The 26,234-nt window shown below is 50.5% G+C and carries 21 protein-coding genes; 6 read left to right on the top strand and 15 right to left on the bottom strand.

Going from position 1 to position 26,234, the window contains the following annotated elements; translation table 11 throughout:
- Nucleotides 1-35: 35 nt before the first annotated feature.
- The 8 genes from DX130_RS19155 to DX130_RS19190 form a co-directional block, all read right to left on the bottom strand.
- Complete coding sequence (locus DX130_RS19155) at nucleotides 36-908, bottom strand: carbohydrate ABC transporter permease (protein WP_116048110.1); 873 nt, start codon at nucleotides 906-908, stop codon at nucleotides 36-38.
- Nucleotides 909-982: 74 nt separating this feature from the next.
- Complete coding sequence (locus DX130_RS19160; RefSeq protein WP_116048112.1) at nucleotides 983-2,311, bottom strand: extracellular solute-binding protein; 1,329 nt, start codon at nucleotides 2,309-2,311, stop codon at nucleotides 983-985.
- A 98-nt stretch (nucleotides 2,312-2,409) separates the two neighbouring features.
- Nucleotides 2,410-3,948, bottom strand: coding sequence for a response regulator transcription factor (locus tag DX130_RS19165; RefSeq protein ID WP_116048114.1), 1,539 nt, complete (start codon nucleotides 3,946-3,948; stop codon nucleotides 2,410-2,412).
- A complete protein-coding gene (locus tag DX130_RS19170; RefSeq protein ID WP_116048116.1) occupies nucleotides 3,945-5,798 on the bottom strand; it encodes a sensor histidine kinase in 1,854 nt (617 codons plus the stop codon). Before DX130_RS19170 ends, DX130_RS19165 begins: the two co-directional genes overlap by 4 nt.
- A 320-nt stretch (nucleotides 5,799-6,118) precedes the next feature.
- Complete coding sequence (locus DX130_RS27030; RefSeq protein WP_240644591.1) at nucleotides 6,119-6,916, bottom strand: HNH endonuclease; 798 nt, start codon at nucleotides 6,914-6,916, stop codon at nucleotides 6,119-6,121.
- Nucleotides 6,917-7,049: 133 nt separating this feature from the next.
- The gene (gene aguB, locus DX130_RS19180; protein WP_116048118.1) at nucleotides 7,050-7,928 is read right to left on the bottom strand and encodes an N-carbamoylputrescine amidase; all 879 of its coding nucleotides are present in this window, start codon (nucleotides 7,926-7,928) and stop codon (nucleotides 7,050-7,052) included.
- A 27-nt stretch (nucleotides 7,929-7,955) separates the two neighbouring features.
- Nucleotides 7,956-8,990, bottom strand: coding sequence for an agmatine deiminase family protein (locus tag DX130_RS19185; protein ID WP_116048504.1), 1,035 nt, complete (start codon nucleotides 8,988-8,990; stop codon nucleotides 7,956-7,958).
- A gap of 137 nt (nucleotides 8,991-9,127) precedes the next feature.
- The gene (locus DX130_RS19190; protein WP_116048120.1) at nucleotides 9,128-10,030 is read right to left on the bottom strand and encodes a LysR family transcriptional regulator; all 903 of its coding nucleotides are present in this window, start codon (nucleotides 10,028-10,030) and stop codon (nucleotides 9,128-9,130) included.
- Nucleotides 10,031-10,157: 127 nt separating this feature from the next.
- On the opposite strand from DX130_RS19190, the gene DX130_RS19195 reads away from it, so the two are divergent.
- The 3 genes from DX130_RS19195 to DX130_RS19205 are packed head-to-tail and all read left to right on the top strand — an operon-like array spanning nucleotide 10,158 to nucleotide 12,780.
- The gene (locus tag DX130_RS19195) at nucleotides 10,158-10,961 is read left to right on the top strand and encodes an ABC transporter permease (protein ID WP_116048121.1); all 804 of its coding nucleotides are present in this window, start codon (nucleotides 10,158-10,160) and stop codon (nucleotides 10,959-10,961) included.
- A gap of 2 nt (nucleotides 10,962-10,963) precedes the next feature.
- Nucleotides 10,964-11,767, top strand: coding sequence for an ABC transporter permease (locus tag DX130_RS19200; RefSeq protein ID WP_116048123.1), 804 nt, complete (start codon nucleotides 10,964-10,966; stop codon nucleotides 11,765-11,767).
- A gap of 17 nt (nucleotides 11,768-11,784) precedes the next feature.
- On the top strand, nucleotides 11,785-12,780 hold the full coding sequence (locus DX130_RS19205) for an ABC transporter ATP-binding protein (RefSeq protein ID WP_206098859.1): 996 nt from the start codon (nucleotides 11,785-11,787) through the stop codon (nucleotides 12,778-12,780).
- 77 nt (nucleotides 12,781-12,857) lie between these two features.
- Here DX130_RS19205 and DX130_RS19210 read toward each other — a convergent pair whose 3' ends face one another.
- On the bottom strand, nucleotides 12,858-13,787 hold the full coding sequence (locus DX130_RS19210) for a phosphotransferase family protein (protein ID WP_116048126.1): 930 nt from the start codon (nucleotides 13,785-13,787) through the stop codon (nucleotides 12,858-12,860).
- A gap of 179 nt (nucleotides 13,788-13,966) precedes the next feature.
- Here DX130_RS19210 and pepT point away from each other — a divergent pair, with 179 nt between their 5' ends.
- The gene (gene pepT, locus DX130_RS19215; protein ID WP_116048506.1) at nucleotides 13,967-15,199 is read left to right on the top strand and encodes a peptidase T; all 1,233 of its coding nucleotides are present in this window, start codon (nucleotides 13,967-13,969) and stop codon (nucleotides 15,197-15,199) included.
- A 330-nt stretch (nucleotides 15,200-15,529) separates the two neighbouring features.
- Here pepT and DX130_RS19220 read toward each other — a convergent pair whose 3' ends face one another.
- The 4 genes from DX130_RS19220 to DX130_RS19235 form a co-directional block, all read right to left on the bottom strand.
- Nucleotides 15,530-19,624 (bottom strand): S-layer homology domain-containing protein, encoded by a 4,095-nt coding sequence (locus tag DX130_RS19220; RefSeq protein WP_133297950.1) that lies wholly within the window; start codon nucleotides 19,622-19,624, stop codon nucleotides 15,530-15,532.
- 188 nt (nucleotides 19,625-19,812) lie between these two features.
- Nucleotides 19,813-20,490: a lysoplasmalogenase gene (locus tag DX130_RS19225; protein ID WP_116048130.1), complete on the bottom strand. Its 678-nt coding sequence runs from the start codon at nucleotides 20,488-20,490 to the stop codon at nucleotides 19,813-19,815.
- 66 nt (nucleotides 20,491-20,556) lie between these two features.
- Complete coding sequence (locus DX130_RS19230) at nucleotides 20,557-21,624, bottom strand: hypothetical protein (RefSeq protein ID WP_116048132.1); 1,068 nt, start codon at nucleotides 21,622-21,624, stop codon at nucleotides 20,557-20,559.
- A gap of 106 nt (nucleotides 21,625-21,730) precedes the next feature.
- Nucleotides 21,731-22,318, bottom strand: coding sequence for an NAD(P)H-dependent oxidoreductase (locus DX130_RS19235; RefSeq protein ID WP_116048134.1), 588 nt, complete (start codon nucleotides 22,316-22,318; stop codon nucleotides 21,731-21,733).
- A gap of 135 nt (nucleotides 22,319-22,453) precedes the next feature.
- Here DX130_RS19235 and DX130_RS19240 point away from each other — a divergent pair, with 135 nt between their 5' ends.
- Together DX130_RS19240 and DX130_RS19245 are read left to right on the top strand one after the other, a co-directional pair.
- Complete coding sequence (locus DX130_RS19240) at nucleotides 22,454-22,882, top strand: MarR family winged helix-turn-helix transcriptional regulator (RefSeq protein WP_240644592.1); 429 nt, start codon at nucleotides 22,454-22,456, stop codon at nucleotides 22,880-22,882.
- A 27-nt stretch (nucleotides 22,883-22,909) separates the two neighbouring features.
- Nucleotides 22,910-23,686 (top strand): GNAT family N-acetyltransferase, encoded by a 777-nt coding sequence (locus DX130_RS19245; RefSeq protein WP_116048136.1) that lies wholly within the window; start codon nucleotides 22,910-22,912, stop codon nucleotides 23,684-23,686.
- Between the two features lie 59 nt (nucleotides 23,687-23,745).
- Here the strand turns inward: DX130_RS19245 and DX130_RS19250 are convergent, their stop codons facing one another.
- Nucleotides 23,746-25,050: a D-arabinono-1,4-lactone oxidase gene (locus tag DX130_RS19250; RefSeq protein ID WP_116048137.1), complete on the bottom strand. Its 1,305-nt coding sequence runs from the start codon at nucleotides 25,048-25,050 to the stop codon at nucleotides 23,746-23,748.
- Nucleotides 25,047-26,234 carry an amino acid deaminase/aldolase gene (locus tag DX130_RS19255; RefSeq protein WP_116048139.1) on the bottom strand — a complete coding sequence of 396 codons (1,188 nt, stop codon included), beginning with the start codon at nucleotides 26,232-26,234 and terminating at the stop codon, nucleotides 25,047-25,049. Before DX130_RS19255 ends, DX130_RS19250 begins: the two co-directional genes overlap by 4 nt.

A 26,234-nucleotide genomic window follows, 5' to 3' on the forward strand; every position in this document is an offset into this window, starting at 1 on the left:
ACTCCTTTATCGGTCTAGTTAGACGTCAGACCGCCTTAGCTCCGTCTTTTAGTAAGGATGTAGTTCAAACCAATGAGCAAAGCGCTGATTAGAATGATCATGGTGGATACGGCGGAGCCATAGCCGTAACGATACACGGTAAAGGTGTTGTTGTACATGTAGGTTGCCAGAAGCTCCGTTGATTGCGCGGGTCCCCCGCCTGTCATGATAATAACATGGTCAAATGCTTTCAAGCTGCCCGAGATACAAAGGACGATCGTTACAACGACCATGTCCCAGATCATTGGAAGCGTCACAAAAAACAATTTCTTAGATCCTACTGCACCGTCTATTTTGGCCGCGTCGTTCACCTCGGAGGAGATGTTCTGAAGCGCCGCGATAAAGATAATCAGGTAAGGACCGATGTTGGCCCAGTTGATCGGGATAGATACAGCGAAAATATTAATTTTCGGATCAGACAGCCAAGCCCGCGTCCAAGATTCAAGCCCAATCGACTCCAGCAATTGGTTCAATAGACCAATCTGCGGGTGATAAATGTAGCCCCAGATGAGACCAACAACAACTGTAGAAAGAACCATCGGCATGAATACCGCCGAGCGGATAATTCGGTTGAAGAAGTTATTCTTTAGTAGAAGCAATGCAAGGAGAAGCGCGATCGGCACCTGGCCAATAATCGCTGAAGCAACCAAAATCAAGTTGTTCTTAAGTGCTCTCCAAAATATGGGGTCTTGCAGCATCATTTCATAGTTTTTGAAACCGATGAACTTGGGATCTCCAAGTCCTTTCCAATCAAAAAATCCATAGTACATGGACCAGATGATCGGGATAATGGCGAAAACAAGGAAGATAAGAACTGCAGGAAGCAGCGCCAGAGCGACGAAGCTTCGGGTGCGCAATGATGACAGCATGGCGACAACCTCCTTCAATCTTTATCGCGCAGCACGCCGGATCGGCGCGCTGCGCGATTGTTTCATTTTAATAATTATTGAGTCGAGCGAGCTTGTGCATCCTGCAGTTTCTTAGCTACATCTTCAGGCTTGCCGCCCATCATGATTTCTTGCAGACCGTTGTTGATCGATTCTGCCGCTTCAGCGGACAGGTAAGCGTCATATACCGGCGTGATTTTAGCTTCTTTAACTACGTTGAATGCTTTCAGGTAAAGCGGGCTTACATTGGATTGTGTCAGGTCCATGTTGTACATAACCATGGAGTTGCTCTCTGCAATTTTCTTCTGTCCGTCTGGACCGCTGATTGCGTAGATCAATTCAAGAGCTGCATCTTTTGCTGCGCCAGTCGTGTTCTTGCTCAGTGCAAATCCAGCGCCTGGGCCACCAGAAATTGTGCCGCCTTGACCTGCTCCGCCTTCAATTGCAGGAAGAGTCGTTACTTCGATAGGTGCTACTTGCTCTTCTGTTGCGGAAGCTGCAAGGTTCGTAAGCGTCCATGCGCCACTGATCATCATCGCTGCTTTGCCTTGAACAAAGTATTGCTCAGCTTGCGTGTTGTCGATGCTGTTTGCGCCATCTTGGAATGCTTTGTTGTCTACCAGTTCTTTGAACTTGCCAAGTGCGTCAACGAATACTTGATCTTGGAAGGAAGCTTCGCCTTTAGCGGCTTTCAGGAACCAGTCTGTACCCGTAACGCGGTCAGCGATCGAACCAATAATGGTCGATTGTGCTACCCAAGGAGCTTTGTTGCCCAAAGCGATTGGCGTAATCTTGTTGTCGTTGAATGTTTTGACAGCTGCCATCATCTCAGCCCAAGTTGTTGGAACTTTAACGTTGTATTGCTCGAATAGATCTTTGTTGTAGTATAGGAACGATGTTGCGGAAAGTGCGATTGGAGCCGAGTAGATTTGGTCAGGCTCGAATGTGAAGCGATCGAATGCGCCTTCCATGAAGTTGCCTTTCCACTCTGGATATTTCTCTTCAAGTGGTGTAATCGGTTGCAGCAAACCTGCGTCGAAGAACTCTTGCGACTGGCTGCCCGAATATACGAAGAATACGTCTGGCATTTCATTGCCCGCTGCAACTGTGCTCAGACGTTGACGATAACCATCAACCGGAATAGCTTGCGCGTCAACCTGAACGTTTGGATTGTTCTTTTTGTACTCGTCGATCAAGCTGCGAACCGCTTGAGCGCGAAGGTCATCACCCGCGAAGTTATGCCAAATGGTCAGTTTTACTTTTTCTTTGCCGCCGTCTGCAGGCTTGTTATTGCCGCCAGTTTCGGTTTTCGAGCCGCCGCACGCGGCAACAAGCAGGGAAAGAAGCGTGATAAGCGTTACAACCAGTGTAAGTCTTTTCTTCATTAGTGTAAGTCCCCCCTCGGTAATATAATCTCAGTATAGTCAAGACACCGGGCAACTCGTAGGGGGGAGAATTCAGATTGTAGGGGGTGTAATTTCACCTATTGGCTCCGTTCGCGGAAAAAAGAAGGCGTCTCACCGGTATATCGCTTGAACATCCGGTTAAAATGCTTCAGATCCTCATACCCTACCCGCTTGGCGATTTCACTTACTTTCGCCGGCGTTTCCCTTAAAAGCCTGATCGCCCACTCAATACGGGCCTCGGTGACAAACTCAATATAGTTTTTCCCCGTTTCCCGTTTAAACAACTCACTGAAATAATTGGGATTCATGTGAACATAAGCCGCAACTTGCGACAACGTTAAGCTTTGGTCGAGATGTTCCCTGATATAGGAAACTGTTCGTGCGATGGCAGAATTTCGGTCGCCGGATAATTCATCATATTGACTCATAATCGAAGAGAAAATGCCCGTCATCACTTCTGCCGGCAGCTTGGCCAATTCATTCAGATCCAAGCCCTCCAACTGCTGAAGTTCTTGCACGGACTGGCTGACCGAAGCCGCCGCTCTCTCCAACCAGCGAAAGCCTGCGACTAGAAAAGAATGAAGGTAAGATTTCATGGAACCGGGAGTGGCTTCCGGATCTTGCCTCACATCGGACAACGTCTTCTGAATCCAGGCATCAAGCTTCTCCCGATCTCTGGAGCGAAGCACGGCGGTCAGAACCGCTTCTTCCTCCTGAGAGCAAACTGTACGCATGCCCTTGCGATTCTTAATATCATCGTAGCGAATTAACTTGGCATCGCCGGCAAGGAAGCGGAATGCGGTAGCTTGCTCGGCAGATCGCAATGCTCCCCGCAAATCCTTGACATTGGCAGCGATGTAACCCGAAGTAGCAAAGAGGCGGCAGTGCAAAATACGCTCCGCATGCTCCACTGCCGCTTTTACTTTTCGCAAAGCACCCGTCTGGTTCGATCGAAAAATATACAACCATCCATCGTTCCAATCCAGAATAGCGCAATCCAACGATTGACGAAGTTTGTTCCCTACTAAACCAAGCTCCTTATCCGCTTCTGGGCTTATCGTCATATAAACGTCGGAGGTCACAAGCCATAGCTCCAGCGACTCCCATTCTGAAGCCATTCGAAGCTCCGGGTAATATTGCAGAATATGGTCAACATCTTGCTCCGTAATCGGAGAGTCGCTAGTTAGCATTTTCTCTAGCAATTTAGAGCGGAAAGCCGTTTGATGAGCTTCCGCTGCCCTCTTCACCATAATGCGCTTCTGAGCGCGCATAGCTGCCGCCATGATATCACCGGGACGACTAGTCTTAAGAAGGTAATCACTGATTCCTTCCCTCATCGCTTGCTGAGCATATGCGAATTCTTCGTATCCAGACAAGATGACAATCTCCGTCTCAGGGAAGTCTTGCTTTACCTCACGCGCCAAGTCCAGTCCCGTCTTACCCGTCATCCGTATATCCGTCATAATAATATCGGGCTTCTCAATCGGAATTCGCATAAGTGCTTCTTCTGCGGATGCAGCCGGATTCAGCAAAGTGAAGCCGTTCTCCTCCCACTTGATCACCGTGCTTAGTCCTTCCCGTATGATGATCTCGTCGTCTATGATCAACAGCTTCACGATTGCCTCTCCTCCCCTTGGACACGACGATCGTGGCCAGATTGTTCTCGCTCCTTGAGGCGCACCTGCTCCCGTTCCTGTTCCAGCAGTGTGGAAGTGGTAGGTATAGTGAACGTTACCTTCGTCCCTCTGCCTTGCTCGCTTTCGATCTGCAATCCGGCCTCCATACCGTAGTGAAGCATCAGTCTGCTATGCACGTTGCGTAGTCCATAGCTGCCGCCTGAACTAGATGCATCCTCCGACTCCAACTTACTGGCGATGCGCGAGCGCAGCTCCTCGACCCGTTCAGTGGACATGCCGATTCCGTCATCCTCCACGATAAAAGTAATTCGTTCATGCTCAGCCAAGGCGCGAACCGAGATATGACCCAGCCCGTCACGCTTCAAAATGCCATGAATCATTGCATTTTCAATCAACGGCTGCAGCAGCAGCTTCAACATCCGCTTCTCAAGCAGTTCCGAAGGAATATCCGCTTCGTATTGGAACTTATCGGGGTATCGGATGGACTGTATATTCACATAATTATCGATATGCGAAATTTCTTGATTCACCGTGCAATACTCCTGTCCGCTATTCAAGCTAAAGCGCAGGAAGTCGCTTAAGGAACCAACCATATCTGCAATTCGCCCTTCCCCTTTCATCAGAGCCATCCAATGAACAGAAGAGAGAGTATTGTATAGGAAATGCGGATTAATTTGCGCCTGCAGCGCCAGCATATCGGCTTCCTTCTTGAGCGATTCGTTCTTCTTGACTTCATCCGTCAAGTTCTCGATTCTGGAGCTCATGCGATTATAGCTGATAATAAGCTGTCCCACTTCGTCGATCGTCGTGACGGGAAGCGTAGGCAACGGCTCGTCCGGACTGGATTTTTTCAGAAATTTGGCCAGTGTCGACAACGGCTTGGTCACCTTCTGAATAAGAAACAATACAAAAGCGATAACGAACAGCATTGCAATGCTGACGGCTACTGCCGTAAGTGTCAGGAAATATTGATTCTGCAACTTGTAAGCCTGTGCCGGGATAACCCCGACCAGCCGCCATTCCACATTCTCCAATCCGTAATAGAGAATCGTCTTCTTATCGACGCCAGATCCGTATTCCATCCAGCTGCCATTTGAACTAAAGCTCTTGATGCCCGGATAATAGGTATCCAACAATTCGTTCTTCGTGAATCCATCAGGTCCAGCCATGATTCTGTTGCTGCTGTCGAGCAACAGAACGACGCCTCCGCCTTCCAATCCCGCTTGCTTGAGATGATCGGAAATGACATTTTGCAGCAAGCTTATTTTTAGCATACCCATGGTAGAATATTTGGTTGTGCTGCGAATCGGGCGCGACATCGTAATGACATCTCTTGTTCCTTCCGAAGATGTCGTCTGAAGATGTACAGACGACCACCACTTGGAGTATTCACTATAATAATTGGGGAATTCCTCTGTCACATCCGCCAAGCCGGACTCGGTTACGGATTTAGAGGCAATGGGAGGTCTGTCGGATTCGGGCTCCACAATCGCATTGGCGATATACGGCTTGGATACCGCCATTGTCATCAGCAGCGCTGACACCCTCCTTTGCAAGCGACCGTCCATTTCCGGCAAACGCAAATAATTTTGAACATCCTCATGTCCCAAAATGAAAAGAGATAAAAACTCCGCATCTGAGACCATATTCTCGAGGTAAGCACCCAGCAGAGTCAGCGTATTCATGCCCGAATCGATCGCTTTCTCCTCGGTTAGATTCTCCGCAATGGAATATGAGAATAGACCCAACGACAACACAGGCACCAACACCGATATAATAATTAATAATGAAAGCTTATGTTTCAGCGATCTTCCAAGCCAATTGTCCATCGCTATCCTCCGTCGCATCTTTCCGATGTCTTATGTCATATACGATGACATGATGTAGTATTCTATCATAGCTTCAGACAGCAGGTAACCTGTCTCTTCCTGCATCCTTATTGCATTCCCATATCTGAAAGCGTTGTCACAACGAGGTTCCAGACTGTTGTCCATTTTATCAGAGTAAAGCAGCATAATCCTATTTTCACCTTACACTGCGAGATTTTCAATAGCTAACGATATCCAATCCAGTCCAACGGATGACCAAAAAAGACCTCCGATTGGGGGAGATCTCTCGCAATCGGTATGACCGGCAAGCCATGTAATCGCTAATCCAGCATACCCATAAATTCATCGACATCACGATTCGCCTTGAGCTGATTGCATTCGTAGCAAGCACACACACAGTTGACGGGCGTTGTATGACCACCCTTAGCGCGTGGCAGCTCATGATCAATCGTATCCCCATATTTCCCGCAGAATCGGCAGGTATAGTTATCGCGCGTCAAGATAAGCTGGCGAAACTCCTTGTTGCTGTACAACCTGCGGATCGTATGCCGATTCACTACGACTGCAGCGCCTTCCCGCACAAGAATATAGGCAAGCTCAGGCTCAATCTCCTGATACCAGCGCCGTCCGTTATCCGTCTTGCCCCGCATTCGAATAAAGCCCAGCGCTGTCGGACGAAGAAACGAGACGTCCGTGGGGCTTTGCTTCTCCCGCTTGGGCGGCGCAGGCTCCGGCACAGCAGCAGACGCGGCATGGCGCTTCTGGACGTTGCCCGTCCGACGTCTCTTTCTGGGACGCTTCTTCTTGAGGACAGGCGGCACGATGGTTCCGTCCGAAACGCTGATGGCTGAAAAAGAAGCCGCTTGGTCTACAGCGGATTGCCCCTCAGAGCGACCACCAACTACAGCCATAGCCCGAGGATCCGTCATAAGCCTAGCTGACGCATCAGAAGGAGCGGCTTTGCCATTCCGGCAAGCCCGGCAAGTTCCTCGGCGTCCATGTCTGCCCGGCCTTCTCCCCGTTCTGCGCAAAAAATCGCCGAACGGCTTCATCGTCCCACAGACGCTACAGCGCTTTTCATTCGATTGTATTTGCGAATCCGTATCAAGTGTCATCATGCCCTAAGTATATCATGTCGAGCCTTTATGTCGAAATGCTATTCCGGCAGCTATCCTCTGGCTGACCTCATCAGATGAAAAAAACTTCCGGCATTATTGCCGGAAGCCTTATAAAGCATTATTTAAATAGAAGTTACTTGATGCGAAGCTCGCCATCGTAGGTTCCAATAACACCGTACAGATCAGGACGGCGATCGCGGAAGATGCCCCACTCGATGCGCTGCGTCTCCAACTGGTCCAGATCAAACTCTGCAACTAGAACTGTCTCTTCGTTGCGGCCCGCTTCCACAATCTTGTTGCCTTGCGCACCTGCGATAAAGGACGAGCCGTAGAACGTAATGCTGGAATCCTCATCGGATTCTAAGCCCACACGATTGGATGCTACTACCGGCACCAAGTTGCACGCGGCGTGACCCAGCATGCACATTTGCCAATGATCCTTGGAGTCGATCGATCCATCCTGCGGTTCGGAACCGATAGCCGTCGGATAGAACAGAATTTCCGCTCCCATCAGAGCCATACAGCGCGCTGCTTCCGGATACCATTGATCCCAGCATACGCCGATGCCGATCTTTCCGTAGCGTGTATTCCATACTTTGAAGCCTGTATCGCCAGGGTTGAAGTAGAACTTCTCTTCATAGCCCGGGCCGTCCGGAATATGGCTTTTGCGGTATTTGCCCAGCACTTCGCCATCCGCGTCAATAACAGCAAGCGAATTATAACGCGCATTGTTCTTCTTCTCATAGAAGCTGATCGGAAGTACAACCTGCAATTCCTTTGCTACTTGGCGGAAATGATTGATCGCCGCATTCTCTTCCAGCTCCGTCGCGTAGACGTAATAGTCGGCCTTCTCCTTCTGACAGAAGTAAGGCGTCTCGAACAGCTCTTGCAGCAAAATGATTTGCGCACCTTGCTCCGCCGCCTCGCGCACCAAGGCATCTGCCTTGCGGATGTTCTCATCTCTATCGGTAGAGCAGCTCATCTGTGTAGCTGCTACTTTCACTTTTCTCATGGTGTTGCCTCCTCTTCCAATGTCCTGTTATACCCGGCCTGCCGGCATCTGTTGTGTCGTACAGTGGACGTTGCCGCCCTCGGCGATAATCCCCATGCCGTTAACCTTGCGGATTCTGCGGTCAGGGAACGCTGCGGCAAGAATTTCTTCTGCTTTACGGTCCGTCTCTTCAGCCGCCCCGCCGAATACAGGCAGGATAATGCCGTTATTAACAAAGTAGAAGTTCAAATAGCTTAGCGTCAGACGCTGGCCATCATATTCGGTGTAAGGAGGCTGCGGAATCTCAATAATCTCCAGCTTGCGCCCTTTCGCATCAACCGCGTCGCGAAGAATTTGCAGATTCTCCTGCGTAATGGCGTAGTTCTCATCCGATGGATCGTCGCATACTTGAATAATGACTTTGCCCGGCGCTGCGAAGCATGCAATATTGTCGACATGTCCGTCTGTTTCATCGCCGCTCAAGCCACGCTTCAGCCAAATAATCTCGTCCACACTTACGAATTGCTTCACATGAGCCTCGATCTGCTCGCGCGTCAGCTCCGGATTGCGGTTCTCATTAAGCAGACATTCCTCCGTCGTCAGAAGCGTGCCCTCTCCATCCGCGTGAATCGATCCGCCCTCCATCACAATCGGCGCGTCGAATTGGCGCACTCCTACATGCTTCAGCACCTGAGGCGCTACCGCGTCGTCCAGATCCCACGGCGAATATTTGCCGCCCCATGCGTTGAAGCCCCAATTCACACCAGCAAGCTCGTCCTGTTCACCCAGCAGGAAAGTCGGCCCGTTGTCGCGGAACCAAGCGTCATTGTGCTGAATAGGCAGGAGTTCTACATTGTCGTTGCCGGTGAAGCGCGCACCCACCTGTTCCAGATCGTCAAGGTTGACGATGACGGTAACCGGCTCGAATTCAGCAATCGCCGTAATAATCTCGGCATATCCAGCTGTAACTTCCTCGTATTGCTCGGGATAAACCATCGAGTCCTGAACAGGCCAGGACATAAAAGTTCTTTCGTGTTGTGCCCACTCAGCAGGCATTCTATAGTTCAAATCTCTAGGATTCATCTTATCCTCCGTTATCATATCAATGTTAGGTATAAAAGGGGACAACCCCCGATTCACCCTCCTATCATATAACAAAAAAACGCCTGTCACAATGGATGTTAACGGGCGTTCTGATCGCTATTTATCTACGCAGGCGGCTATGCGAATTTCACACCAGCCTCGTCCAGCATCTCGTTAATAAATTGCTGAGCCGCTACCGGAATAGCCAGATGCTTCATCCTTACAATACCGAAGTCGATGCGCGGAATGGATTCCTTTACCTTCACCTCAAGCAGGCTGCCCTCCTCCAACTCCTTCTTCACAAACTCTTTTACCACATAGGAAAGACCCAAATTCGCTTGAGCGAGTCCGATGAGGACATGCAAGCTGCCGATCTCATACTTCGGGGTCAGCGTAACGCCAAAGGACGCCATCAACTGGTCCATCGCTTGGCGTGACGTCATATGGGGAGGAAATACAACGAGTGGGTACTTCGCCGCCAGCTCCTTCAACGAAATCGGCGATTCTGACAAATGCCTATACTTCTCGCCTGCGACGAAACAATCCTGTATGGACAAGAGGCTTGTAGTCGTCAACGACTCGTCTTCAATCGGCAGCCGAACGATGCAAAAATCGATTTTCCCTTCCTTCAGCATTTTCAGACAAGCTCGGGTACTGCCAGGGGATAACTTGATGTTGATGGTGGGGTATTGCCTGTGGAATCGTTCCAAATGCGGCATCAGTACATATTGAATGACCGATACGCTCGCAGCGATGCGAATCTCTCCTCCGCCTAAATTTGCGACTTCGTCCAGCTTGCTTTCCGCAGACATAATCAGTTCGTAGGCTTGTTCAATATAAGCAAACAAGGTTTGGCCCTCGCTTGTCAGTGACACGCCACGCGGCGTTCTATGAAATAAATTCGTCTGAAGGGAATCCTCCAGTTGCTTGATTGCAAGGCTTGCACTAGGCTGCGCCATATGAAGCTGCTGAGCCGCCTTCGATATGCTCCCCGCTTTTGCCGTATAGTAGAAGACTCGATACAACTCCAAATTGACCACAGCTATATCCCTCCCTTATAACTCCTATATCTATTATTAATTAACACTATATCATATCATTCGGCTAAGATAAGTCTCAGAAAATACAAATCTTACACAATTTGAAAGGAGGAATCGTGTAGTCGCGATGGCACCCTTTTCTTTGTTCGCTATGTTCGCCATGACATCATTCCGCATGCACAGTGTCTATCGAAGCAACACCGTTATTCTTGCTTTTGGCTCATTCTTGAAGCTGTTCGTTCTTATGAGTGTCTGGCAAGGCTTGTTCCGCGGGAATGATGCGATTAATGGAATCACCTATGGTGATATGATGCTTTTCGTCCTTATTAACTTGCTGGTCGGCATGCTGACCTACTCCCGGATCGGCTCGACGATCGGAGATAAAGTCGTCAGCGGCTCCATCAGCACGGATCTCATCCGGCCCGTATCCTTCAAATCGTATATGATTGCGGACCAATGGGGAGAGAATCTATTCCGCTTTCTCTTCAGCGCGGTTCCAGCCTGTGCGATCTACTTCGTCTTTATGAGCATTCCGGCGATTGCCGCCGATCCTCTGAGGATTCTGCTGTTTGTCATTAGCGTGACCTGTGGCATCGTCATCATCTATCACATTCATTACATACTCGGGCTCACCAGCTTCTGGACAGGCAATGCCTATTACATCGATTGGTTCATGAAGGCCTTCTATGAGCTGTTCGCCGGTACCTTCGTCCCCTTATGGTTCTACCCGCAGTGGCTGCTGCATATTGGCACGTTCCTGCCCTTCCGGCTCGTTACGTTCGAGCCTATTGCCATACTGGCCGGGAAGACTGATACGGCGGGAGCCATCGGTATAATCGCCCTGCAAGGCGTCTGGATTCTATTCCTCCTGCTAGCGGAGAAATGGCTATGGTCCCGGGCACAGCATAAAATATTCGTTCAAGGAGGTTAGTCATGGAATACGCATCGCTGTATTGGACCTTTATCCGCATCAACATTAAAGCCAAAATCGAATACCGGGCGGCCTTCCTGCTGACCTTCCTGTCCCGGGGCATCGTATGGAGCACCGAATTTGCCCTGATATGGGTGCTGCTCTACCGCTTCGAATCCATTGCCGGTTGGGGGCAATACGAGATTATGTTTCTATACGCATTGAACTTAACGTCCTATTCGATGGCAGCGTTCTTCTGCTTCCATCCCTTCACCAAACTTCCAGCCAAAGTCCAGTCCGGCGAGTTTGACGAGTTGTTAACCAAACCGATGAACCCTCTGCTCTATCTGATGAGCCGTGAATTTACTGCATCTTACTTTTCCAACGTTGCTTTCGGACTGCTGTTCATCGGGATCTGCATCTATCATTTGGATCTTTCTCTCGGCCTATGGGATTATGCGTTCCTGCTCGTCACATTAATTGGAGGCATGCTAATTCAAGCCTCGGCTTTCATCTATACCGCAATACCGTCCTTCTGGATGGTGCGAAATACAAGTCTGGCCCAGCTCTTCCTGTTCGATTTCAAAGATTTCATACGTTACCCGGTCTCCATCTATCCGGCATCGATTCAGGTTGTACTAACGCTAATTGTTCCGTATGCCTTTATTAACTTTTATCCGGCGCAATATTTTTTGAACAAACAAGACTTCCTCCTGTTCCATCCCGTATTTCAATATTTGACATTAGCAGTCGGAGCCGTGCTCATTACTGGTGCGATTCTACTATGGCGATGGGGCATCAAACATTATCACAGCACAGGTTCTTAAATAAAGGAGACTTGACGATGATCGAAGTTCATAACGTGTCCAAAGCCTATCGAGTGAACCGGCCTCGCGAGAGCGGCTGGCTAGCTTCCGTCCAATCCTTATTCTCCCGCGCCTATGAGTGGAAAACCGCCGTATCCGATCTTTCTTTTCATATTAAGGAAGGAGAGCTCGTAGGCTTCATTGGTCCGAACGGAGCCGGCAAATCCACAACCGTCAAGATGCTGTCCGGCGTGCTTACCCCCACCTCAGGCCATATTCTGACCAATGGCATCGAGCCAAGCCGGGATCGCAAGCGGAACGCGATGCATATCGGCGTCGTATTCGGCCAGCGTTCGCAGTTATATTGGGATCTTCCCATGGAAGACACGTTCAAGCTGTTCCAGCGTATGTACCGGATCGAGCCATCTATCTTCAAACGTAATGTAGAATTTATGGTGGAATTGCTGGAGATGAAGGGTTTCTACCGAACGCCGATCAGACAGCTCAGTCTGGGGCAAAAAATGCGGGCCAACCTTGCCGCCTCCCTGCTGCATGATCCTAAAATTTTATATTTGGACGAGCCGACGATCGGGCTCGATGTGATCGCCAAAACCAATATAAGAAGGTTTCTGAAAGAATTGAATGCTGAGAAAAAAACGACTGTTATTTTAACTACCCATGATATGGATGATATTGAGGAGGTTTGCGACCGGCTTATGATGATTGATGCCGGGCAGATCATCTATGATGGCGGCCTGCAAGCATTCAGCCGTCAATTCGGCGGAGGTACGTTGCTTGAAGTGGAGTATCGAGGTGACGACGCTATTCTGGAGGATGCCCGTATTCAGGTGGTTGCGCATTCCGGTCATAACGTGACGTATCAATTTGACCGAAGCGATGTCTCGTTGGGTGAAGCCGTCAGCCTCGTCACCAAGCAGCATAATCTCCGTGATCTGCGGCTCAGAGAACCGGAGCTGGAGAAAACGATTGGTATGATTTACACCAAAAACAAAGGGCTGCGGGAGCAGGCTTGAGCATTAGGAGCAGGCCAAGATTGTCTTGTTCCGTAAGAGGGGGCGCCTGATTTCACATGGCACCCCTCTTCAACCTCCTATTGCCTATTAGCCAGCGCTTGGGCGACAAAGCAGGCATGACGCTTGCGCATGACACGTTCGACATCCGGCTCCAGTCCCCAACTGGACAAGCGGGATGCAGGACGAAGCGCCGCGCATAAATCCCAGTAAGGCAAGCTCTGGTAAGCCAGGTTCGGCATGTCCGTTCGATACTGCCTCGTGAAGGCTTCCATCGCTTCTTCACCGTACGACCAGAGCAGCTCCAATCTTGCATTGCTGACATCTGACAGCGGATCACCCCACGCAGCGTCTTCCCAATCGATGACCGCGGCAATCGCTCCGTCCTTCCACAGTACATTCCCCGGCCAATAGTCGCCGTGCAGAATTGCACCTTCATTTCGCTGCAGACTCGGCCAGGCCTTATTCAGCGCTTCGCGTATAACTCCTTCACTCAACGAATCATCGGGCCGATCAGGTGTCGACCGCAGTTTATCGGCAACAGCGGCGTACATGTCAGTCAAAAAAGGAAGTTCTGCTCGGCTAATCGCAACTCGATGAATATTTGCAAGCTCGTCCCCTAACTGCTCGGCATAATGAACGGCTTGCTGTGGCTGCAGTTCGGCGCAGCCTTCAATAAATGCTGCAACCATGTACGGACTGGGGAGAATGTCGCAGGATTGATCGTAAAGCACAGGCTCTGCGACAGCAACACCATGGCGCTCCAACTGCTGGACCAGTTCAAACTCATGTCTCGCAATGTCCGGGTCCCTTTGCAAATCAGCTTCGCCGTGTTGCCGAACAACATAACGGCTAATCGCACCACCTTCTCGCTCTGTAACTTCTATATAAGTGGTGGAGGCCGATACGCCTCCCTTCAACGTGCGGAATTCAAGCAGCTCCCCCGCCGGATTCAGCTTCCGTGCGATTTGGGCAAAAGACTCGCGTTCCTGTTTCTGAATTTTTGCCATGGTGATCCTCACTTTCTAGCTCCTCGATTTCCATCATTCGGTTCTTGGTTTTCCGGCTCTTTGATTTTCGTCATTATGATCCTTGAGAAGCGGCTGTACTGTGGTTGCCTTTCATTTGTTGCCTGCTTTATATTATACTTTGCTTGAAGATGAATATAGGAGATGAACAACCCATGTCAATGAAACAAGAGCTGCTTTCACGGTTTTTCACATATGTAAAAGTCGATACTCAGTCGAATGAAAGCAACGAACAATGCCCGTCCACGCCCGGCCAACTGACGCTTGGCCGCATATTGGTCGAGGAGTTGAAGGCGATTGGCATGAGTGATGTAACTGTAGACGATAACGGTTATGTAATGGCAACTTTGCCTGCCAATACGGTCAAGGACGTAAAAACGATCGGCTTTATGGCGCATCTCGATACGGCGACAGATATGACCGGCGCAGGCGTCAACCCACAGGTCGTCGACAATTATGACGGCGGAGACATTGTACTGAATGAAGCTCAGCGCATCATTCTGTCCCCATCGGAGTTCCCTGAGCTGCCAGGCTACAAGGGACATACGCTCGTTACAACTGACGGCACGACGCTGCTCGGCGCCGATGACAAGGCAGGCATGACCGAGATTATGACAGCCATGGCCTACCTGATTGCCCACCCGGAGATCAAGCATGGCAACATCCGCATTGCCTTCACGCCTGACGAGGAAATCGGACGCGGCGCTCATCGGTTCGACGTCGATGCTTTTGGCGCTACTTATGCTTATACGATGGATGGCGGACCTCTTGGCGAGCTGCAATATGAAAGCTTCAACGCTGCAGGAGCTAAAATTACGATTTCGGGCAAAAACGTTCATCCCGGCACGGCGAAGAACAAAATGATCAACGCGATCAAAATCGCGATTGAGCTGAACAGCAAGCTTCCGGCTGGCGAAGCTCCTGAGCATACGGATGGCTACGAGGGCTTCTTCCATTTGATGGCTTTGGAAGGCGATGTTGAGCAAGCGTCGCTTAGATATATTATTCGCGACCATGACCGCGATCTCTTCATTGGGCGCAAAGAACTGCTGTCCCACATCGTCGGAGAGCTCCAAGCCAAGTATGGCGAGGGACGCATTCAATTGGAAATGAACGATCAATATTACAATATGGGCGAGAAGATCGAGCCGGTGAAGGAAGTTGTCGACATCGCATATGAAGCGATGGTCAATCTCGGCATCACTCCGATCGTCGAGCCGATTCGCGGCGGTACCGACGGCTCCCAGCTGTCCTTCAAGGGACTGCCTACGCCGAATATATTTACCGGCGGGATGAACTATCACGGCCGCTATGAATACGTTTCAGTCGACCATATGGAGCTGGCCGTCAAAACAATCGTCGAGATTGTCCGCTTGTATGAAGAGAAGGCTTAACGCCAGTGTCCGCTGAAATCAAAAGATCGCCTCGCATAGCCGTTTTGGCTGTGCTGGCGATCTTTTTTGTCAGCTTTATGATTAAACGAATCTAATCGTACTAATCATGCTGACTGGTAGGGTGGGCTTCCGTCCTTCTCAACTTCCCAACACTTCAGTAGAACGACTCTATTTCCGGATTGCACCAACTGGCGCATTTAAGTGTTGGATTTGCACATTCGAGGCAAGTAATTACGCCACTGATGTGCACAACCAAAACACAAAAACGAAGCCTCCCGTCAGTCTTACCGAGAGGCTTCATCTCTACTTGTATTTGTGCGCAGACTACTTCTACTTCTTCTCCTTGAGCTCTTGCAGCTTCAAGAGAACCGTCACCGCTTCCGCTCTGGTCATGCCTGCGGATGGGTCGAAGCGGTTGCTGCCCTTGCCTTGCATCAGGCCCGCTTCATTTACTGCCGCTACATAAGGAACGGCCCATTGCGGCACATCGCCTGCATCGGAGAAGCTTAGCTTCGCCGCCGGATCAATCTGAAGTGACGCTGCTCTAGCAATCATGACAGCGAGCTCGGAGCGCTTCACTTGTCCAGACGGACGGAACGTGCCGTCGTCATAGCCGCCGATTAATCCCGCTTCGACTGCTTGAGCAATATTCTGCTGCGACCAGGTCGGAATGCGATCCTGATCCGCGAATGCTGTCCCTTCTTTGGCTGCCGGCAGCCCCAGCGCGCGAACCAACATGGCAACAAACTCAGCGCGCGACGCCCCCATATCCGGGCGGAACGTGCCATCGCCATAGCCGTTCACAATACCGTTCTTCAGCGCACGCTCAATGGAGGAGCTTGCCCAGTGATTGGCGATATCTGTGACAGTTGGTTTCGGCGTGCCTGGTTCGCTGCCTTCGCCGCCATTACCGCCGTTATTGCCCTCGCCACCACCGTTATTGCCTTCATTGCCATTTCCATTGTTACCGCCATTATCTCCGCCGTTGTTACCACCGCCATTGTTGCCTCCGTTGCCGGACGATACAACCGCAACAACCGGTTCGGAGTTCGTCTTGCCGCTCATCGCTTTGATGACAAATTCATACTTTACGGTTGCATCAAGGCCCGTTACTTCATACGTGAAGGCATTCGCCCCTTCCGCAGGAACTACACGAGCATTCCAATTCGGCCCCAGCTTATCGGACTTTTCATAGATACGATAAGCGTCAACCGCCGCATTGCCTTGCGCCGCATTCCAAGTCAGCGTCGCCTTTCCATCCTTGATCGCGCTAATCGTCGCATTGCGAACTTTGTTCGGCTGCTGCGTCGTCTTCTTAATGCTGAACTCATCGTACAGCTCCGTAGCTCCGCGCTCGCTTGTTGTATACACCTGGAACGACATAGCATCTTCCGTCACCGTAATACCTGTGAACATCTCTGTTCCCGGCTGCCCGTATTTCTCCGCGAACGGGAATGGACCAGCCTTCGGCGTATAGCGCTTGTCGCCTGCCGCATTGCTCACCAGATACATCGTACCCAGCGGATTCAGCAAGCTGCCGTCCGCATCCTTGGCCGTATCCTTCTGCGGCACATTGTCATACATCGGATAAGTCCGTGTATATGTGTGATCGTGGCCGCTCAACACAACATCGATGCCGATCTCGTCGAACAGCTTCGTCAGCTTATCGCGGAAGAACAGCACATCGGAATCATTCGTATGGCTGGCTACGGAATAAGGGGATTTGTGGAACAGGACGATTTTCCAAGGTTTATTGGATTTCGCCGCTTCCGCTCTCAGCCATTCTTCCTGCTTCTTGTACACCACATCGACGCCATTGACTTCATTGTACTCGGTGTTGATAATCATGAACTGAGCATCGCCGTATTCGAAGGAATAGACCGAACCGTCTGGCTTGGCTCCCGTATACGATACATTCGGCACATTAAAATGATACCAGAAGTTATTGTTCAGCTTACTCTCATGATTGCCAAGCGCCGGCACAAACGGCAGGCTGCGCAGTGTATCCTGCGGCGTATTCAAGAGCCACATCCATTGATCCTCGATATCGCCATGATCAACCAAATCGCCAGTCAGCGTAAAAAATTCCGAAGCCGGGAACGTATTCATCGCTTCGTCCAACGTATGCTTCCACGTCTCGTAATCCGCTGCTGTCGTACCTTGCGTATCCGTCATATACAGGAACTGGAACGCATCAGCGCTTGGGTTCGCTGTCTTGAATGTACGAATTTCGCTCCAATGCCCCTCTTGGCCGTCTCCAAGGCGGTAGCTGTACGTGGTATTAGGCTTTAATCCTGTTGCTGTAGCCTTATGACTTGCATAGGAAATACGCTTGCCCGCGCTTTTGTCCGCTCGGGACTGGAACACGTGAATTTCTGTTGATGTTCCGTTAAATGTCGTCGTGTCAGCTGCAGGCATCGTATTGCCGTTTACCTTCGACGCCTCGGCCACTTGCAGCTTAGTGCCTACAATGCTGGAATCCGTATACCATGCAAAACCTTGAGCCGTACTCGGATCTCCGTTATAAGTCAGCGCAATCGCTGTCGGAATCAGGTCCCCGGACGATTCCGGCGACAGACCGACCGGATTGCCGATCAGTTGCATATCCCAGTACAAATCGGAGCTGCTGTCGCTACGCTGATGTACTTCGGCAGCAAGCACATTCGTGCCTTCCTTCAGCACGCTTAGCATGCTCTGCGTCAAATCAGCCGTTTCGGTGGTTGGGCTACCAATTGTCGTTGCGCTAAGCGTAAGATAATCCGGTTCGCCTTCCGGCATATTGAAGCGATACACTTCCACGCCGTTTGCATACAACACAACGCCGTCATCTACGCCAAACTGGCCGAACAGCTTCGTAATTGAAGCCAAATCCTTTACCTGGAACGTTGTACGATAATAGGTCGTACGATGCTTCTTGGTTCGGTCGTCACCGAAGCTGACGACCGTTTTCATACCGCCGAACAGAGTTGTCGAATCGTTCGCAGGATAGCCCAATGGTGCCTGTCCTGCTTGCCATGCCGCATCCCCGAAACTCGCAGTTCTCCAAGCTGAACCTTGATCAGAACCATTGTCGAGATACTTCCAGACCGAGTTTTTCGCCAGCAGCGCAATGTTCTTGCCCTCTTCTACCGGCGGCTCCTCTTCTTCGCCGCCTTCTTCGCCGGGAGGCAGAGCAGTCATCATCATATCAAAATACAGATCAGAGCTGCTGAGGCTCTGGTTATGCACTTCAACAGCAAATACGTTGTCGCCATCGCGAAGCGCGCCTTTCAGCGCCGCTGTCAGGTCTGGCGTATAAATAATCGGAAGATCCTTGGATGTAGTCGCCGGTGTATCGTAGCCGATCTCGCCCTCAGGCAAGCCAGCACGGAATACCTCAACCCCGTTCACATAGAACACCATGCCGTCGTCTACACCAAATATGGTCTCGTAAGTATCGTACAGGCTGACATCGTCAATCGTTACTTTTTTGCTGAAATAAGACGTCATATGCTTCTTGCTTGCATCCCCGCCGTAGCTAATAATCGTAGCTACCTTATCGAAGATAGAGTCTGGACCTACCTCATTCGTCGGGACGTTGCTCTTCACTTTATAGCCGAACGGCGCCAGATCAATATCCCACGCTGAGAAATCGTATGCCCCGTTCTTCATTACCGCGCTATAATCAATGCCCTTGTCATTAAAGCTCCAGCTCGCGCCTTTCTTCACTACTTCCAGCGGCTCCACAGGCTCTGTGACAGAACCCTTTACTGCTGTCAGCTGCATGTCAAAATACAAATCCGAGCTGGTTAAGCTTTGATTGTGAATTTCAGCAGTCAGCTTGTTGTCGCCGTTCCGAAGCGCCGACTTCAGTGCGTCTGTCAAATCCGCTGTGTAGACAACAGGCTTGTCCTTGCCCGAAGTCGCCAATGTCTCATAGCCGACTTCGCCTTCCGCCATGCCCGCACGGTACACTTCAACACCGTTGGCATACAGTACAATGCCGTCGTCTACACCAAGTGTAGCTTCAAAACTAGCAAAAGCATTCACATCTTCCATTTGAATGATTTTACTGAAATAGGTTGTAGGATACTTCTTCGATGCATCGTCGCCAAAGCTAGTAATCGTAGCTGCCTTGTCGAACACCGATGCCGGTGCTACATCATTGGTAACCTTGCCGCCCGATACCTTATAACCGAATGGAGCAACGCCAACTTTCCACGCTGCATAATCGAAGGCCACATTTTTCATAGCGTCGCTATAATCAATGCCTTCATCGCTATAGCTCCACGTTGACCCTTTATCTACAATCGTTACTGCCGTGCTGTTGCTTGTCGATGTACCCTCTGCCGCAGAAACTCCTGCAGACGGTATGACTGCGCCTGACATCACTGCAATAACCAGCAACACCATTAGCCACTGCTGCCTTCCCCAACTCCTGAACAACAAACCTACCACCTCGTTTAAAAGATTGTTGTCGATTCGTCCTGATGACTGAATGAGACAACTCATCTTAACAAGGCTATGTTTGTCCAGTGTCAGACCCATATTAAGCGATTGTGTAGGTTTCGTAACGAAATTGTAAAAGGACGCCGATTGGGCGTCCTCTCTGCAGTCGTATTATAGATTAGCCTTTAGCCTGGAGCTGAAGTATTCCCTCTGCGGAGCAAGCTGCCTGAGATGCTGCCTGCAAGGAATAACTGAGCGGAGAAGTACGTCAACATGATCAGAAGCCCGGCCGACGGCACAGGCTCCACGAACTTGTTCCATGCCAGCACCGAATCTGAGATAACGAACAATAGCGCTCCCAAGGCGGCAAACCGATTACCAGTTAATAGAGCGCTCCAGAACATAAGCCCGATCACGATAATGTAACAGAGATCGGGAATCCATAGTCCGCTGGCAGAATCATCAACAGTAAGAACCTCATAAAATCGGTTAGCCATCCAAATGCAATATAATACGATTGGAATGCCTGACAGCCAGCCCAGCAGCGGCCCACTCAGTCGCGTCAACATGGCAGCTGTATAGAATAGATGCCCGATAAGGAAGGAGGCAAGCCCCATCGTAAACCAACTATCGCCTGGTATAAGCAGAAACGCGTCCCCGCCAATACTGAAGATTAGCCCCGTGACGATTAGTCCCTTATAGATGCCCGATGTCCTCCCTGGATGGGACGTGACGGCCAGCGTTATAATCAGCGTCATCGGAAGCAGCTTAAATATCCAATGCAGCGGCGCGCTGTCTACCGACAACGTAGCCAAATGAATCAGTCCTGTCGCCACAATCAACCCCAGCAACCATCTGGTCATGAGAAAACCCGCCTCCCGTTCTTTTTAAAACACTTTCTTACAGGTACTCATGACAAGTCAATGGACTCAAATCGTAGATGACTCGGATAACCGCTCCCACTCCGCTATGAAGGCCTTAGGATCATCGACCGTAATGACTATGCTGGAGGCTTGTTTGCTTATTCCATACACGCCTTTTACATGTAAGGGCTGTTTTAATCGAATTTCGAATTGCGGTGTGTCTATACTGGAGTAGGCCAAATACATGTGCTTAGGCACTTTTTCGCCCAGTGCTCTTGGTACCGCCTGAGCGATGCTATCGATGATAGATAAGGGAATCACAGCACTGCCCTGAAATCCATAATGAATATGCATGTGTTGTTCCGTAAATCGATGCGGCAGATGTGCCATGGACCGGCTCGCAGCTATCAAGTATAAGATGCCATATATATTCATAGCGACGGATAACCAGGCAGCCCAGGGGCTCCACATGCTTAACAAGAAATGTAAGCCGACGGTCTCCAGTATGATAATGATCGAGAATACAATGGATACCATCTTGAATTGAGAAGTTTGATGATAGGTAAAGCAGGTTCCCTGCGGCCTGTTCGAATTCTTTGATCCTGCCATGATGGCATAATACAGCACGTTAAGCTCATGGGTCACGATCTCCAGCAAAGCTCCGGATCCTAACATAGGTATAAGCGCTTCTCGCAGCACCATCATTGGCGGTTGCTTGGTCAGACGAGCTATGGAACGGTACCGATTCACAATTGTGGTCAGCCGGAGCAGCAAATAAGTAACTAACACAAGCTCCATTGCCGGAAGCAGCCAACGCAGAGCCGAGGACAGCACGGTGGCATACGGGGCAGGCGTCATTACATACATAAAGAGCGCGGCGGCAACAGCAATGGCAATTAGCCATCCTTTAGGCAATGGAGCCACGCGCATACAAAGCATATAAAATAAAACCGGCATCGCAACTATACCATCGAACGCAGCAGCCAGCATGATCCCCTCCGACATATAGTCGGACCGAAACAGATAAGCTACACCCGCCGCATACAAAACAGCCATCACGATAAAAATCGCGAGTCCGAATCCAAACGTATATTTGGAACGCGGGGTCGTTCGCGAAGACGAATGGCCAGACATCTAAGAGCCCCCGTTTCTATTGTCATTTCATGGTCGAATAGTAATCAATGGAGTTCAATATATCACTCCTCCCAAAAAATCGTCAACCGCAGGAGCCTCCTTAAAATCAGTGTGCGACGGATTTGAAATAGCGATAAATCCGCTCAAGCTTGCGGCCTTGCTTGCCGCCGGGCTTCTCCATATTTCCAAATTCGAAAAACTTCACCTTCTTCATGCCTACATACGAAAACAAAGCCTTTCTCATTAGTACCTTATGCGCATTATTCAGCCAGTATAGCGGATAGAGCGGCGGACCTTTCATGACAGAAACGCACACAACGCTTTTCCCTTTCAGAAGCCCCTCCGGCAGAAGCCCTCCATTATCCCGGTAAGCGAAACCGGAGGCAAACATCTGATCAATGTAGCCGAGAAGCATCGCAGGAGGTCTGCCCCACCAAATAGGATAGACAAATACGATTTTGTCCGCCCATCGCAGCTGCTCTCTATGCCTCTCCAGCCTGGGATCGGCATGCATATCCCTTCTTCGTTTCACCTTATCGAATCGCAGAATAGGATCGAAGCTCTCCCCGTATAAATCTAACACCTGTGTCTGCGCGATATTTGGATTCTCGCCTGTCCCTTGCAAAACCCGCTGCAAAAAGGCGTAGCTCAAGCTTTCATGATTCGGGTGTGTATATATGACTAAAACGTTCATTCAGCTTCACTCCTATAGTTATCATTTGATAACTATATCGTACATTTTCTTATTTTAGTTGTCAAATGATAATTATATATGTTTCATTGTAATATGATAACGAGTTTGATATCGTGAACTAAAGAGGTGATTGCCGTGAACCATCCGCGCTCCATGTTTCAAAACTTTGTCGCTTTTTTGAGCGAATTTCACCAAGCGACCCATCAGTTCACCAAAGATGTGCGGCCTGAGGGCACTACGGCTGCTCAATACGATATATTGGAGTATCTAATGGTCAGCCAACCGGCGACCTTAAGCGAGGTCAGCGAGTGTGTGCATATGTCCATGCCGAATACGAGCCGCGAAATTCGCAAGCTCGAGGAGAAGGGACTATGTGAGAAAACAAGCGACCCCCTCGATAAGAGAAAGCAGCTCATCCAGCTTACGACTTCTGGACAGGCTATAATGGGTCAGGCATTCAATGAGATTGAAGCACGCTTCATGGCGCGTATCCAAGACGCTTCACCTGAAGATATACGGGAGCTGGAACATGCTTTGCAAGTCATTCGCAAGCAGGTGTTCTGAGTCTAAAAAAATGGAGTTGATACTTACATGAGTAAGTCAGACATTATCGAAAAATACAACCGCGAGCAAAGAATCGATATCGTCTATCCCGGCAACCGTCGGGAAGCTGACGAGTATATTGTGCGGCAAATCAATTCCGGGGATGAGGACGGCTACATCAGCTACTCCAACCTGACGGCCAGCCATGCGGATGCCATCATTAAGCGTGAGCTCGATTACTTCGCTAGGCTAGGCCAACGCTTCGAATGGAAGCTGTTTGACTTTGATGAACCATCAGATTTGAAGGAGCGGCTAGCCACTCACGGCTTTGAGATCGGAGATGCCGAAGCGCTTATGGTATTGGAGCTTGGTTCGGAGCATCCTTTGCTGACAACCTCCATCCCGAGTTCAATCAAAGCCATTACTGACGATGAAGGCATTGATGCGCTCATGGCATTGGAAGAGTCCATATGGCAAGAATCGCATCATGAACTGGGAGAGCGGCTCAAGCGTGATCTTCGTCATACGTCCAACGAGCTTATGATTTACGGGGCTTATGATGAGTCGGGACGTATCGTTAGCGGCTCCTGGATGTATATGCATACGGGAACTTCGTTTTGCAGCTTTTGGGGCGGGTCTACACTACCCGAATTCCGAGGGAAAGGCCTTTACACCGGCCTAATTGCTGTCCGTGCCCAGGAAGCATGGAAACGGGGCTTCGGGCTATTCACAGTAGACGCAAGCCCGATGAGCAGACCCGTATTGGAGAGCAGAGGCTTCCAATGCATAGGGTACACCTATCCCTGCATGTCCCCTAAGCTATAAATAACGTCGCATTTCTTAGCCACTAGGCGGAGGAATGCGACGTTTTATTTAGTGTGGAGCTATACGTCCAGCAACTTTTCTACATAAGGGTTTAGAAGAATACCGTCCCGATCCAGCTCTGCTCTTACACGGCGAAAGGATTCCCACATCGGATACCTCTCCTTCAAGCGATCGCTCCCAAGCGTATGCAGCTTGCCCCAATGCGGCCGCCCGCCATAACGAAGAAAAATCTCCTCCATGGCTTCAAAATAAGCTTCATACGGCATGCCTTTGTACATATGTACAGCGATATAAGCAGAATCCCGCCCATATGACGGACTCAGCCAAATGTCGTCCCCACAGACATAGCGGCATTCAATGGGAAAATGAACATGGAATCGCTCGCGGGACATCGTCTCTCGCATCTCTTCGATAATCGGAACCATTACATCCGCAGGCACATTGTATTCCATCTCATTGAATCGAATGAGCCTCGCTGTCGCGAACAGTTTATGGCTGTACTGAACCTTTCGGCCAATCGGCACCTGCGAAGCGGACAAGCGGCTAATGGCAGAGCTCGCTCTTGGCACTCTCCGGCATATGCCTGACAACAAGCCAAATACGGCATTTTCGACGATGACGTCTCCGATGTAATCTCTCACCTTGCGGCTTCCGGGCGGCAGATCGGTTTCGTTCATCAGCTTTATTTGACAGGGCTCCGCATATGGAAACCAATAAAACTCAAAATGACGATTCTCCTGCGCCAACTGCTCGGACTGAAGCAAACATTCCTTAATCGGCATTCGACGACTTACGTATTCCAGCTTATACGCGCTTCTCAGCCTAAGGGTCACTTGCACAATGACACCTAATGCGCCAATCGAGACCTGCAGCGCCTTGAACCATTCCGGATGGGATGCCGGCGTACAAGCCAGAACCTCGCCTTGCCCCGTCACCACCGTTAGCCCGACGACCTGCGTCGAGATGGTCCCAAGCTCCCGTCCCGTTCCATGTGTTCCTGTACTTATGGCCCCTGCGATAGACTGGACATCGATATCCCCCAAATTCTCTTGCGCAAGGCCATGGCCGAACAACTCCTCGCCCAGACGCTTCAGCTTGGTACCGGCCCAGACCGTTGCAGTGCCCTCTTCCGGATTCACCTTCACAATGCCTTGCAGAAGATCAAGCGAGATTAGCAGATCATCGCTTGCGGCAACCGCCGTGAACGAATGACCGGAGCCAACGACACGCAGCCTTCTTCCCTCCCGTCTGCACTGATTTACAGCTGTGACCACCTCATCTATGGAAGTGGGCAGCATCACTTCACGCGGTTTTGCGGTCACTGATCCCGACCAATTGGACCATCCTTTGGCATTCTGCTTCATAGGAAACACTCCCCCATCCCCCGGTAAGTGCTGTACTGCCCGACAATTGCTCCCTTCGATATCGCATAGAGAACGGGGAAGCGCTCGCCTAACTCGCCAGCTTTGGCATGGCGGAAAAATACCGGATCCCCAATCGCAAGCTGGACATCTTGAGGGCAGCGAAGCGGCGTCTGTACCTCTCCCGCTCCTTCCAGCGGAAGCAAGGACAGCCCTTCCGGCAAATACGGCTTCGGCAGCTTGTCAGTTCCCGCCGCCCCCGATGCGACGTAGCCCCCGCCCAGACAAGTGACGATATGCTCGGTTGGCCGGCGAACCACCTCAACGGCGAAACCCGCTGCCGGCTCGTAACGAAACGAAACATAGTTATCGAACAGGCCCGGCGAATAAAAGCCGGATCCAGCCGTGAGCTCCGTCACCCAAGACTCTAGGCGGGAACTGTCCAGACTGCCTGTTCCTCCTGCATTGACGAACCTCAGCTTAACGCCTAGCGCCTCGATGCCTCGTACTGCCTCTTCTCGTCTTCTCGATACCTCGGCAATGGAGCGTTTCTTCAGCCATCGAATCATTCCGTTGCGCATCGCTGCACCCGGTGCATTGTCGCCCACACCCGCTACCTGTGCTTCGTAACCCATCAGCCCATCCAGAACGAGCCAAGGCGAATCGACTATTCGTTCCGCAACCGGTTTCATTTTCTCCCATGAAGACAAAGGGGAACGCCATACGCCGAAGCGCAAGCCGGGATAGGAAACGGACAAATCAAGGTCCAGGCACAACGGAACGATAACGCCCCTCGCCCGGGCATGACGTTCCAGTTCCTCGACATGCTCTATGCAATCCACCATAAAGGAGACCGTCCGACCGTCCGCTATTCGGTCCAGCAACCGATCAACGGAAGGAGATATGCCTTGCGGATAACCGAGCAGCAAGTCGTCTATTCCCTGTCCTGCCAGAAAATCCGCTTCCGCCGCGGTATAGCACATGACTCCCTGATAACAAGGATGTGCCGCCAGTATTTTTTTGAGTACATCAACTGACCGAATCGACTTGCTTGCAATCCGTACCCGCTTGCCCCCTGCCGCACTCGCGATAGCAGCAATATTCCGCTCCAGCCTATCTACATCTACATAAGCGAATGGCAGCGGCAAGCCTGCGAATCCTTCCTTGTACTCGACATAAGTCCCCAT

It is taken from the genome of Paenibacillus paeoniae (assembly GCF_003388735.1).
In the GTDB taxonomy this organism is placed as follows: domain Bacteria; phylum Bacillota; class Bacilli; order Paenibacillales; family Paenibacillaceae; genus Pristimantibacillus; species Pristimantibacillus paeoniae.